The 13250-nt window shown below is 63.0% G+C and carries 9 protein-coding genes; 8 read left to right on the top strand and 1 reads right to left on the bottom strand.

From position 1 onward, the window contains the following. The first annotated feature begins 121 nt into the window (after positions 1-121). The gene (gene ahpC, locus IFT60_RS06905) at positions 122-685 is read left to right on the top strand and encodes an alkyl hydroperoxide reductase subunit C (protein WP_192050927.1); all 564 of its coding nucleotides are present in this window, start codon (positions 122-124) and stop codon (positions 683-685) included. A gap of 94 nt (positions 686-779) precedes the next feature. After that, positions 780-2372, top strand: a complete 1593-nt coding sequence (gene ahpF, locus IFT60_RS06900; protein ID WP_192050924.1) for an alkyl hydroperoxide reductase subunit F — start codon at positions 780-782, stop codon at positions 2370-2372. 400 nt (positions 2373-2772) lie between these two features. On the opposite strand, the gene IFT60_RS06895 is transcribed toward ahpF, so the two are convergent. Further along, entirely contained in the window at positions 2773-3726 is a 954-nt protein-coding gene (locus IFT60_RS06895) for a 3'-5' exonuclease (protein ID WP_192050922.1), read from the bottom strand. Between the two features lie 765 nt (positions 3727-4491). Between IFT60_RS06895 and IFT60_RS06890 the strand changes: the two genes are divergently transcribed. From IFT60_RS06890 to IFT60_RS26915, 6 genes are all read left to right on the top strand, one after another. Next, on the top strand, positions 4492-6198 hold the full coding sequence (locus IFT60_RS06890) for a RecQ family ATP-dependent DNA helicase (RefSeq protein WP_192050920.1): 1707 nt from the start codon (positions 4492-4494) through the stop codon (positions 6196-6198). A gap of 17 nt (positions 6199-6215) precedes the next feature. Next, positions 6216-7262, top strand: a complete 1047-nt coding sequence (locus IFT60_RS06885; protein ID WP_192050917.1) for a ligase-associated DNA damage response exonuclease — start codon at positions 6216-6218, stop codon at positions 7260-7262. Continuing rightward, positions 7255-8892, top strand: a complete 1638-nt coding sequence (locus IFT60_RS06880; protein WP_192050915.1) for an ATP-dependent DNA ligase — start codon at positions 7255-7257, stop codon at positions 8890-8892. The genes IFT60_RS06885 and IFT60_RS06880 overlap by 8 nt, the downstream gene beginning before the upstream one ends. Continuing rightward, positions 8889-11357, top strand: a complete 2469-nt coding sequence (locus IFT60_RS06875) for a ligase-associated DNA damage response DEXH box helicase (RefSeq protein WP_192050912.1) — start codon at positions 8889-8891, stop codon at positions 11355-11357. The genes IFT60_RS06880 and IFT60_RS06875 overlap by 4 nt, the downstream gene beginning before the upstream one ends. Beyond that, positions 11354-12004, top strand: coding sequence for a ligase-associated DNA damage response endonuclease PdeM (gene pdeM / locus IFT60_RS06870; protein WP_192050909.1), 651 nt, complete (start codon positions 11354-11356; stop codon positions 12002-12004). Before IFT60_RS06875 ends, pdeM begins: the two co-directional genes overlap by 4 nt. 73 nt (positions 12005-12077) lie before the next feature. After that, entirely contained in the window at positions 12078-13190 is a 1113-nt protein-coding gene (locus IFT60_RS26915) for a glycine zipper 2TM domain-containing protein (RefSeq protein WP_307729669.1), read from the top strand. The last annotated feature ends 60 nt before the right edge of the window (positions 13191-13250 follow it).

Genomic DNA, 13250 nt, shown 5'->3' with positions numbered 1-13250 from the left:
TTGTCTCCTCGCGATAGTAGAAATTAATCGAAAGTATCCCATCAATTAATTTTACAAGCGACCGCAAGCGCTTTACACTTGCATTCATCAACTTTGATTCAACACACAAACAGGAGCTTCCATGTCCCTTATCAACACCGAAATCAAGCCATTCAAAGCAACCGCTTACCACGCTGGCAAGTTCATCGACCTGACCGAAGAACAATTCAAAGGCACCTGGTCCATCCTGATGTTCTACCCGGCCGACTTCACCTTCGTCTGCCCGACCGAACTGGAAGACCTGGCTGACTTCCAGCCGCAGTTCGAACAGATGGGCGTCAAAGTCTACGGCGTGTCGACCGACAGCCACTTCGCCCACAAGGCATGGCATGACACTTCGGATGCGATCAAGAAAGTCAACTACCCGCTGATCGGCGACCCGACCGGCATCCTGGCCCGTAACTTCCAGGTCATGATCGAAGAAGAAGGCATGGCGCTGCGCGGCACCTTCGTCATCAATCCTGAAGGCCAGATCAAGGTCATGGAAGTGCACGACAACGGCATCGGCCGCGACGCATCGGAACTGATGCGCAAGGTCAAGGCTGCCCAGTACGTCGCTGCCCACCCAGGCGAAGTCTGCCCAGCCAAGTGGACCGAAGGCGCGGAAACCCTGACCCCGTCGCTGGATCTGGTCGGCAAGATTTAAGCAGTCAGTAGCTAGTTAGTTATACCAGTTGTACCGGACACTGGCCCGCCTTAGCCGGCCAGTGTCCGACACTCACCGAATACAAGGAAAAACCATGCTGGATGCAAATCTCAAAAAGCAGTTACAAGCCTATTTGGAAAAAGTGGTGCAGCCGATTGAGATCGTTGCATCGCTCGATAACTCGCCCAAGGCGCGAGAAATGGAAGAACTGCTCAAGGAAATCACTTCCCTGAGCGCAAAGATTACTTACCGTGAAGACGGCAAGGGTACGCGCAAGCCATCCTTCGCCATCAACCGTGTCGGTACCGACATCGGCATCGAATTCGCCGCGATTCCGCTTGGCCACGAATTCACCTCTCTGGTGCTGGCCCTGCTGCAGGTGGGCGGCCACCCGATCAAGTTCGACCAGGCAGTGATCGAGCAGATCAAGAACCTCGACGGCGACTACGTCTTCGAAGCCTTCATCTCGCTGTCCTGTCATAACTGCCCGGAAGTAGTGCAGTCGCTGAACTCGATGTCGATCATCAACCCGCGCATCAAGGTCACGACCATCGACGGCGGCCTGTTCAAGGATGAAGTCGAGTCGCGCCAGATCCTGGCCGTGCCGATGATGTTCCTGAACGGCGAGCACTTCGGCCAGGGCCGCATGAGCGCCGAGGAAATCCTCGCCAAGCTCGATACCGGCGCCGGCAAGAGAAAAGCCGCCGAACTATCCAAGAAAGAAGCCTTCGACGTGCTGATCGTCGGCGGCGGTCCTGCCGGCGCGGCCGCGGCGATCTACGCCGCCCGCAAAGGCATCCGTACCGGCGTCGTCGCCGACCGTTTCGGCGGCCAGGTGCTCGACACGCTGGCGATCGAAAACTTCGTCTCGGTGAAGGAAACCGAAGGGCCGAAGTTCGCCGTCTCGCTGGAAGAGCACGTCAAGCACTACGACGTCGACATCATGAACCTGCAGCGCGCCGCCAAGCTGGAGAAGAACGACAAGCTGTTCGAAGTCACGACCGAAGACGGCGCCGTCCTGAAATCGAAGTCGGTCATCATCTCGACCGGCGCCCGCTGGCGCGAAATCAACGTGCCGGGCGAAAAAGAGTACAAAAACCACGGCGTGGCGTATTGCCCGCACTGCGACGGTCCGCTGTTCAAGGGCAAGCGCGTGTCGGTGATCGGCGGCGGTAACTCGGGCGTCGAAGCGGCCATCGACCTGGCCGGCATCGTCGAGCACGTCACCCTGATCGAGTTCGGCAATGAACTGCGTGCCGACGCGGTCTTGCAGCGCAAGCTCTACAGCCTGAATAACGTGGACGTGATCAAGGGTGCGCAGACGACGGAAGTCCTGGGCGACGGCAAGAAAGTCACCGGCCTGGTCTACAAGGACCGCGCCAGCGGCGAGTTGCATACGGTGGAACTGGCGGGTGTCTTCGTCCAGATCGGTCTGCTCCCGAACGCCGAATGGCTCAAGGGCACGCTCGACCTGACGCCGCATGGCGAGATCGAAGTCGACGCTCGAGGCGAAACCTCGATTCCTGGCGTGTTCGCGGCCGGCGACGTCACCACGGTGCCGTTCAAGCAGATCGTGATCGCGGTGGGCGAGGGCGCCAAGGCCTCGCTGGCAGCCTTCGACTACATGATGCGCCTGCCGACCGAAGAGACCGACGCGATCGACATGCCTGCGCAAGCGGCTGCCTGATCTTCAGTAGTGCAGTAAATGGAAACGCCATCCCGGTGCAAGCCGGGATGGCGTTTTTTATTGGCTGTCGCGGCCGTAGCAGGCCGTAGGGTGGTCGGCTCCATCCGATCATCTGCACGGACCCGGCTCCTGCGCCGCCCACGTGTTCAACCCACCGTTGATACGACGCGAGGTTTCCGGGGCCGGCTGAACGCGTGGGCGGCGCAGGCGTCAACAATAATCGAGTACCCGGGTGGAGCCGACCACCCTACGGCCTGCTGCATAAGCGGTCGGTATAAATAAAAAGTAGGGTGGGCGCCCCGAGCCCACGCGGACGCATGGGTATAACGGACATGGACCGTCAGCCGTACACGGTTCCAAAACGGTCGAACTACGAGCCTAATTTCGAAACAGCGCGGTCCTAGTCATCATCTTGCGGTATGTCCAACCACATGACATAGTGGCCATCGGTCGACGAATCGCTAATTTTTCCACCTCGGATCTTTGCTGAGCATTCAAAATGTCTGAACTCAGCCAAATCGCCGTCGATGATCGCGCGGCGAAAGTCTTGTGCCACGCGTGTGGCTAAGTTTCCTACTACTTCTTCCTGTAATAGCACCTTTACCGCGTTCGAATTGGTCTCCACGCGCAATTGAACTTGAATGTCGAGCACCGTTCCCTTATCCGTCCGAGGTCCGCACAGGGCCTCAAAGGGTTCCTGATTGCGACGCGTGCCCAAGACCTCAATCCTGAACTGACGTGGTCCTGCAATGGTTGGAATAATCGATGGTGCGCCCGTAGAGATCGTCTTGCTCACGGCCCTTTCCGAACCACGCGAGCGCTCGACTTCGAACGAGCGAAAGTACACCTCTAGTGCCAATAGGCTGTCATTCAGCGCGCGATGAGCTACTCCAACGTCCAAGTCCAAGTGTTTCGCCAAGTGAACGAGCTTATGACTTGGCAGGTCAGGCCATGCCAACCTGGCACGGGCGAGCGCACAATGTCCGACGTTGTTGAGTGGGCGACGGCGATGGCGTTCAATCGCCGCATTCAGAAAGCGCGTATCAAAGTTAATATTGAATGCGACGACTGTATGATCTCCGATGAATTCGATGAACTCGTCCAGCACCTCATCCATGCGTCGACCATCGGTCCGAAGCATATCGTCAGTTATTCCGGTTAGTTTCGTGATGAACCTGGGCAGCGGCCGATCAATGGCGATAAGTTGTTGCATATGCGGATGCGAGGCTGCACCAGGAACATACTTAACTGCTGCAATTTCGATGATTGAATCGTTCTTGGAACAAAGGCCGGTGGTTTCAAAGTCAAAGAAAACAATTGGGTCGCCAGATGTTGGGTAGTGGGAGTCTCGCATCGGAAATCCTGTGGGGTATGGTCGACCAATCTATCCAGGCCAGCATGGCGGGTACGGATCAAGTGTCGATAAGAAGTCCTGTTCACCACAGCAAGTATATTCTCATGACAACGGAAGGAATCTCACCAATTGTCGTCGCATCTCCAATCTTCCCAAGTTTCCGCTGCTTATATCTCCTGTCTCATTTCTTTCACTCGGGTCGCTCCGGTAAGCAAGCCAGTGAACCAGGCGCGCAAATAAAAAGCGCCATCCGGTCTGAGCGGATGGCGCTGTTGTCTACTTGTTAATTGCCGGTGCATCCGGTGCACCGGTCTGAAACTGTTGCTTGGCGTTATCGTGCGCCGGTTAGCCAGATGTTTTGCGACAATGATTACGTCAAGACATCATCATGTTCACGACAACCGGCCACGCCTGTGGCGGAATTTGTTTAGTGAAACATCAACACCGCTGCGCCCTGCAGCGCGTTCGTTTCATACACCAGCCAGGCTGCGGCGCCGGCGAGGGCAAGTTGGAGTGCGGTCAGGGTGGTGGGGATCGAGCGCATCATGGTGGGTTCTCCTGCTTTTGGGTGTGTGTTTCCGTTTGGTATGGTGCCATTCTGAGGCCGGGCCGCATTGCGCGGCATCGGCGGGCACTCCGCCGTTCTGTAGGAAAAGACCTTGTGGTGCTGTCTCAGCCGCAGGAAGGGGCTCAGAGAGCCGCTCCTACGCGGCCTTTGGTTGGCGTCCTATAGCCGGGTTCGCGCGCGCGAATTACAGTAATTGCATGACCCGACACGACCCCCAACTCCTCCACAATGGCCTGCTCGCAGTGCGCCGCCATTCCATCAACAAGCTGCTGCGTTCAGTGTTCGGCATCGAACGCCTGCGCGATGGACAGCAGCGCGTCATCGACAGCGTCCTCGACGGTAAAGATACGCTGGCGATCATGCCCACCGGCGGCGGCAAGTCGCTGTGCTACCAGATTCCGGCGCATATCCTGAAGGGCACGACGGTCGTCGTCTCGCCCCTGATCTCGCTGATGAAGGACCAGCTCGGGAAGCTCGACGAGTTGGGCATCCGCGCCTGCCAGGTCAACAGCAGCCTGAATGCCGAGGAAGAACATGGGGCGCTAGCCGGCATCGCCGCCGGCGAGTGCGAGATCGTGTTCTGCACGCCCGAGCGCCTGACCTCGCCCGAATTCCTCGACGTGCTCAAGCAAACGAATATCGTGCTGGTCGCGATCGACGAAGCGCACTGCATTTCGCAGTGGGGCCACGATTTCCGCCCGGCCTATATCGAAATGGCGGCGGCGATTGCCGCGCTCGGCCAGCCGCCGGTGCTGGCGCTCACCGCCACCGCCACCGACGAGGTGATCGACGACATCGGCCGCCAGTTGAACCGGCCGCGCATGAACGTCATCAACACCGGCATCTATCGCCCGAACCTGCACTACAGCGTGCGCCAGGTGACCAACCTGGCCGAGAAATTCCAGGAAGCGCGGCGCCTGGTGGCGGAGAACGAGGGTGTCGGCATCGTCTACGCGGCCACCGTCAAGGCGGCCGAGGAAATGCACCGCATCCTGGAAGAAGTGGGCGAGTCGGTCACGATCTACCACGGCAAGCTGCCCAGCGCCGAGCGCAAGGCGAACCAGGACCTGTTCATGAACGACGAGCGGCGCATCATGGTCGCGACCAATGCCTTCGGCATGGGCATCGACAAGAGCGACACCCGCTTCGTGATCCACCTGCAGATTCCCGCCAACCTCGAATCGTATTACCAGGAGTCCGGGCGGGCGGGGCGCGACGGGGAGGATGCCAGCTGCACACTGCTGTTCCTGCAAGACGACAAGCGTCTGCAGCAGTTCTTCCTGGTCAAACACTACCCGGACGCCGCCGAGATCCGCTCGGTCTACGACGCCGCCTGCGAACTGGCTGAAGACGGCGCGGTGACGACCGAGCGCATCGAAGAAAAACTGGTCGACCTCAACGAGGCGAAGATCAAGGTCTGCCTCAAGCTGCTGAAAGACGGCAAGCTGGTGCGCCAGAACCGCAAGCTCGAATTCGTCGTGACCAAGGCCGAACCCAGGGCCGCCACCTTCGAAGCGCTGGCCGCTGTCTACGTGCAGAAGCAGGAGCACGATCGCGAATCGCTCGAAAAGATGGTGGGTTACGCGGTCAGCGGTTTTTGCCGCTGGAAGCTGATGCTCGATTACTTCGGCGACGAAGTCGAAGGCTTCGAGAAGTGCTGCAAGTGCGACAACTGCAAGAACCCGCCGTCGATGAACCTGGACGACATCGAGATCCGCGACGACGAGTTCGACCATGCGCCGGAGCCGGAACCGGCCGGGCCGCATTTCGAGGTGGGCATGCAGGTGACGGTGCCAAAGTATGGACAGGGCATCGTCGTCTCGGTGGCGGGCGACCAGATCGGCATCGACTTCCCGGACGGCGAGCACCGCTCCTTTATGGCAGACTTCGTCAAGCCGGCCTAACGCCGGGAAAGGACCGCATGGCAGATATGGTGGTAGTGCGCAAGGAGGGGCTGTACTGCGTCCCTGGCGGGTTTTATATCGACCCATGGCGCCCGGTCGAGCGCGCCGTGATCACGCACGCCCACGGCGACCATGCGCGCTACGGCCACGGCAAATACCTCACCGCCGCCAGCGGCGTGCACGTGCTGCGTTCGCGCCTCGGCGAGATCAATGTCGATGGCCTCGACTATGGCCAGACCGTGGTCCACAACGGCGTCACCATCTCGCTGCACCCGGCCGGCCACGTGCTCGGCTCGGCCCAGGTACGCATGGAGTACGGGGGCGAAGTCTGGGTCGCGTCCGGCGACTACAAGATCGAGCCGGATAAAACCTGCGCGCCATTCGAACCGGTGCGCTGCGACACCTTTATTACCGAATCGACTTTCGGCCTGCCGATCTACCGCTGGGACCCGGAACAGTCGATCTTCGACGACATCAACCGCTGGTGGCAGAAGAATGCCGCCGAGGGCCGTCCGAGCGTGATCTTCGGCTACTCGTTCGGCAAGGCGCAGCGCATCCTGTCCGGGCTCGATCCGGCGATCGGACCGATCGTCTGCCATGGCGCGGTCGAGCCTTTGAATCGCGTGTATCGGGAAGGCGGCATTGCGTTGCCGCCGACGCTGATGGTGAGCGACGTCGACAAGGCGGCGCTGAAACAATCGATCATCGTCGCGCCGCCGTCCGCCTCGGGCTCACCCTGGATGAAGCGCTTCGGCGACTACAGCGACGCCTTTGCCAGCGGCTGGATGCAGCTGCGCGGCGCACGCCGGCGGCGCGGCGTCGACCGCGGCTTCGTGTTGTCCGACCACGCCGACTGGCCCGGGCTGATGTCGGCAATTAGCGCCACCGGGGCGCAGCGCGTCATCGTCACCCACGGCTCGATTCCGGTGCTGGTGCGCTGGCTTTGCCAGCAGGGGCTGGACGCGGCCGGCTTCGACACGGAATACGGCGACGACGATGACGACGTCGGCATCGCGCCGCAACCGGCGGAGGCCGCGCAAGTGGAGGAGTCCGGCAATGCGTGAATTTGCCCGCCTGTTCGCCGAACTCGACGAAACCACCGCCACCAACCGCAAGCTCGAAGCCCTGCAGCAGTACTTTTCCACGGCCGCACCCGAGAATGCCGCCTGGGCCGTCTACTTCCTCGCCGGCGGCAAGCCACGCCAGGCCGTTCCCACCAAACTCTTGCGCCAGTACGCGATCGAATACGCGGTGCTCGACGAGTGGCTGTTCGACGAGTCGTACAACGCAGTCGGCGACATGGCCGAAACCATCGCCCACATCCTGCCGCCGCCGGAAAAGAAGAGCGACGTCGGCCTGGCCGAATGGATGACGGAGCGCATCGGCCCCTTGCGGGGCGCCGACCCCGCCGTCATCCGCGAAGCCCTGTTCAGCTACTGGAACGAGCTGACCACGCCCGAGCGCTTCCTGTTCTGCAAACTGATCGGCGGGGGCTTCCGGGTCGGCGTCTCGAAGTTGCTGGTCACGCGCGCGCTGGCGGCGATTGCCGCGGTCGACAGCAAGCTGGTCGCCCAGCGCCTGATGGGCTGGACCGACGGCAGCGTGCGCCCGACCGCGACCAAGTTCCTGCAGCTGATCGCGGCGCAGTCGGACGAAGAGCACAAGCTGCGCGGTGGCCAGCCGTATCCCTTCTTCCTGGCGCACCAGCTGCAGGGCGATCCGGCGGCGCTGGGCGAGCTAGGTGACTGGCAAGTGGAGTGGAAGTACGACGGCATCCGCGCCCAGCTGGTGCGCCGCGGCGCCCAAAACTACCTGTGGTCGCGCGGCGAGGATTTGATCAGCGAGCGCTTCCCGGAACTGTGCAGCGTGCGCCTGCCCGAGGGGACTGTCGTCGATGGCGAAGTGCTGGTCTGGGACCATGCCAACGATGTGCCGGCGCCCTTCGCCGAACTGCAGCGCAGGATCGGACGGAAAACCCTGTCGGCCAAATTGCTGGCCGAACTGCCGGCGGTGCTGGTCTGCTACGACCTGCTCGAACTCGACGGCGTCGACCTGCGCGCGCTGCCCCAGCACGAGCGGCGCGCGCTGCTGGAAACGCAGGTGGCCGCGATCGACCAGCCGCAGCTGAAGATTTCGCCGCTGATTCACGCCGACGGCTGGGAAGCGCTGTCCGCCTTGCGTACGGAATCGCGCAACCGCGGCGTCGAAGGCATGATGGTCAAGGCGAAAAGCGCCCAGTACGGCGTCGGCCGCACCAAGGACGTCGGCACCTGGTGGAAGTGGAAGGTCGATCCGTATTCGGTCGACGCGGTGCTGATCTATGCCCAGGCCGGTCATGGGCGCCGTGCCTCGCTCTACACCGACTATACCTTCGCGGTGTGGGACGACGAGGGCCATGGCGAGCGCAAGCTGGTGCCGTTCGCGAAAGCCTATTCCGGTTTGACGGACGCCGAGATCGCCCAGGTCGACAATGCGATCCGCAAGACGACGGTCGAAAAATTCGGGCCGGTGCGCTCGGTGAAGCCGACGATGGTGTTCGAGATCGGCTTCGAAGGCATTGCGCTGTCCTCGCGCCACAAGGCGGGGATTGCGGTGCGCTTCCCGCGCATCCTGCGCCGGCGCGACGACAAGACGGTCGACGATGCTGACACGCTCGACACATTGAAGGGCCTGCTGGCCGCCGCCGCTGCATGAGCGGGCCGACGCCGACAAAAGTAAAAGAGTGGTTCGCCGCGCGCGGCTGGAAGGCCTTCCCGTTTCAAAAGGAGGTGTGGAAGGCGGCGCTGGCGGGCCAGTCCGGGCTGCTGCATGCGAACACGGGCGCGGGTAAGACTTATGCCGTGTGGCTGGCGGCGCTGCAGCGCGGGGCGCTCACCAAAGGAAAGATGAGCGGCCTGCGCGTGTTGTGGATCACGCCGATGCGCGCGCTCGCCGCCGACACCCAGCGCGCGCTGGAAGAATCGGCGTCGGCGCTGGCGCCCGAGTGGACGGTGGGTGCGCGTACCGGCGACACCGGGTCGGCCGAGCGTGCCCGCCAGGCGCGCAAGTGGCCATCGTCGCTGATCACGACGCCCGAAAGCCTCTCGCTGCTGCTCAGCCATGCGGCTGCCGAAGAGCAGTTCAAGCACCTCGACATGATCATCATCGACGAGTGGCACGAGCTGATGGGCAGCAAGCGCGGCGTGCAGGTGCAGCTGGCGCTGGCGCGGCTGCGCCACTGGCGGCCAGGCCTCGTGATCTGGGGCGTGTCGGCGACGATGGGCGACCTGGACCTGGCACGGCAGGTGTTGTTAGGCGAAGTTGAGCAAGACTCGCCCGGCGTGCTGGTCGAAGGCGATACCAAGAAGCAGATCGTGGTCGATTCGCTGATCCCGAAGGACGTCGCGCGCTTTCCCTGGGGCGGGCATCTCGGCCTGCAGATGCTGAAACCCGTGATCGACGAGATCGAGCATTACGACGCCACGCTGGTGTTTACGAATACCCGCTCGCAGTCGGAGATCTGGTACCAGAACATCCTGGAAGCGCGTCCCGACTGGGCCGGCGTGATCGCGCTGCACCACGGCTCGCTGGCGCGCGAGGTGCGCGACTGGGTCGAGATGGGCCTGAAAAAAGGCGAACTCAAGGCGGTAATCTGCACCGCCAGCCTCGACCTCGGCGTGGATTTCCTGCCGGTCGAGCGCGTGCTGCAGGTCGGCAGCGCCAAGGGCATCGCACGCCTGCTGCAACGGGCCGGGCGCAGCGGCCACGCGCCGGGACGGGTGTCGCGCGTGACCCTGGTGCCGACCAACAGCATGGAAATCCTGGAAGCGGCCGGCGCCAAGGTGGCGGTGGCCGCGCGCCGCATCGAGGGCCGTTATGTGCCCAATAAACCCTTCGACGTGCTGGTGCAGCACATGGTGACGGTGGCGCTGGGCGGCGGCTTTCGCTCGGAAGCGTTTTACAACGAGGTGCGCCGTGCCTGGTCGTACCGCCACCTGAGCGAGGAAGAGTGGCAGTGGGCGCTCGATTTCGTCGCGCGCGGCGGCCAGAGCCTGACCGTGTACCCGGAATACCGGCGCGTGCTGCCGGACGAGGAGGGCGTGTATCGCGTGCCCGACACCGCCATCGGCCGGCGCCACCGGATGGGCATCGGCACCATCGTTTCCGATGCCACCATCCAGGTGAAATACGTCAGCGGCGGGCGCATCGGCAGCATGGAAGAGTCCTTTATCGGGCGCCTGAAACCGGGCGACCATTTCCTGTTCGGCGGACGCATCCTCGAATTCATCCGCGTGCATGAAATGACGGCCTTCGTGAAACGCGCCACGGGAAGCCGCGGCGCGATCGCGCGCTGGCAGGGGACCAAGATGCCGATGTCTTCGGAACTGGCGCACGCCGCGCTCGAGCAGCTGCGCCAGGCGGCCGAGGGGCGCTTCGAGGGACCGGAAATGCAGGCGATCCGGCCGCTGCTCGACATCCAGGCCAAATGGTCGGCGCTGCCGACCATCGATACGCTGGTGCTGGAATCGATGAAGAGCCGCGAGGGTTATCACCTGTTCGTGTATCCGTTCGCCGGGCGTTCGGTGCACATGGGGCTCGCTTCGCTGTTCGCCTACCGCATCGGGCGGCGCCAGCCGATCACGTTTTCGATTGCAATCAACGATTACGGTTTCGAACTGATGGCGCCGGACCCGGTCGACTGGGAGCGCGAATTCGCCGGCGCCACCGGGGCGGACGTCGGCCTGTTCGATACCGAGCACCTGCTCGAGGACGTGCTCGACAGCCTGAACGCGACCCAGCTGTCGCAGCAGCGTTTCCGCGAAGTGGCACGCATTGCGGGCCTCGTGTTCCAGGGTTATCCGGGCCAGCCGAAATCGAACCGCCAGGTGCAGGCGTCATCGTCTCTGTTTTTCGAAGTCTTCCGCAAGCACGACGCCGGCAACCTGCTGCTCACGCAAGCCCAGCGCGAAGTGCTGGAGCAGGAACTGGAATTGACCCGCCTGCGTGACACGCTGGCCGAACTCCATGCACGCAAAGTGGCGTATCGTGTCGTGAAACGCGCGACGCCCTTCGGCTTCGCGCTGATGGTCGAGCGCTTCCGCGAGAAAGTCAGTACCGAAAAACTGAATGACCGCGTGGCGCGCATGGTGCGCGAACTGGAGAAGGCTGCTGCAGTATGACGGTGTCTGAAGTTGAAGTTGCTGGTGAAAAGTTGTTGCTTTTGCCTGAAAAAGCCGTGTTCTGGCCGGCGCAATCGATGCTGATCATTGCCGACATCCACTTCGGCAAGGCGGCCTCGTTCCGCGCGCAGGGCATTCCCGTGCCGCGCGGTACCACCAGCGAAAACCTGCTCGGGCTCGACGCCCTGATCGACGCCCACGGCGCGCGCCACGTCGTCTTCCTGGGCGACTTCCTGCACGCGCGCGCCGCGCACGCGTCCAGCACCCAGCAGGCGATGCTGGCCTGGCGCGAGCGGCGCCGCGACCTGCGCCTGACCCTGGTGCGCGGCAACCACGACAAGCATGCCGGCGATCCGGCGGCGACCCTCGGCATCGAACTGGTGGACGAGCCGCACATGGTCGGGCCGTTTGCGTTTTGCCATCATCCCGACGTCGACACGGGAGGCTATGCGCTGGCCGGGCACGTGCATCCGGCCTGGGTGCTGGCCACGCGTTTCGATTCACTGCGCCTGCCGTGCTTCGTCGTCGGCAGCGAGCGCATGATCCTGCCGTCGTTCGGCGCGTTCACCGGCGGCCACGTGGTCGCACGCGAGGCGGGCGACGCCATTTTCGTCACGTCAGGCGAGGCCGTGCACAGCGTACGTTAGCGCACTGTTTTCTTTTGGGCATTGGCGTACCGTGTATGTACGCTAAGTCGGCCCATCGAAAAGGAGACATGCCATGAAGCTTCGCCATACCCTGAGTACAACATTGGTCGCGCTATTGCCGTTGTGCTCCATGACGCTGGCGCCGGCCGCCGCGCATGCCCAGCAATATGAACGCGACAGCCGCGGACCGTCGATCCGTGGCTTCAATGTCGAGGAAGTGCGGCGCCTGGCGCCCGGCGTCGAGTTGCATTTCGACCTGTACGGCACGCCCGGCGGCAATGCCACGCTGCGCATCGACGGCGCCACGCGCAACGTGCACATGACCGAAACCGAACCTGGCCAGTATGTCGGCACCTACGTCATCGGTGCGCGCGACCGCATCGTGAATACCAGCGCCGTCACCGCCAACCTGCGTGTGGGCAACCGCGTGGCGACCGACGTGCTGAGCGAATCGGTGGTGCGCGACGGCGCCCCGCGTCCGAACCGCCGCGGCGACCTGGCGTCGGTGCCGCGCATCGAGCGCTTCGAAGTGCGCGCCAGCGACGAACTGGCGCCCGGCAACGACCTCGGCTTTACCGTCTTCGGCACACCCGGCGCCCGCGTCGAGTTGACCATGGCCGGCGCGCGCGGCGTGTTCTTCCTGCCGGAAGTGCGCCCGGGCGAATACGCGGCCGACTACACGATCCGCCGCGACGACCGCATCGCCCCCAACAGCCGGGTGACGGCGACGATCCGCGCCAACGGCCGCTACACGGAGCAGGTGCTGGGCCGTCCATTGCTGGCCGGCGGGCCGCGCCCGGTCGCAGGACCCGCCGTGGCAACGAGCGCGCCGCGGACAGCGCGCTACTGCACCAACTGCGCGACCGTGGAAGCGGTCAACGTGGTCGAAGTGAATGGGCAAGGCAATTACCTCGGCACGGCGGCCGGTGCGGTGGTCGGTGGCCTGCTGGGCAACCAGGTCGGCAGCGGCAGTGGTCGCAAGGCGGCCACTGCCGCTGGCGCCATCGGCGGCGCAGTCGCGGGCAACGCCATCCAGCGCAACCAACGCCAGGCCCAGCGCTACGAAGTCGTGGTGCGCTATGCGGGGAACGGGGCCACGCAGACGCTGCAGTATGACAACGATCCGGGTTTCCGCGTCGGCGATCCGGTGCGTGTGAATAATGGGGTCTTGTCGCGAGATCAATGACGCGCTGGTGCTTACTGGACGTACACGGAACGAGTTTGGCAGGATGTAGGGTGGGCGGGA

Origin of the sequence: Massilia sp. CFBP 13721 (assembly GCF_014842025.1) — a bacterium.
Taxonomy (GTDB): domain Bacteria; phylum Pseudomonadota; class Gammaproteobacteria; order Burkholderiales; family Burkholderiaceae_D; genus Telluria.
This window is presented reverse-complemented; position numbering and strand designations above follow the sequence as displayed.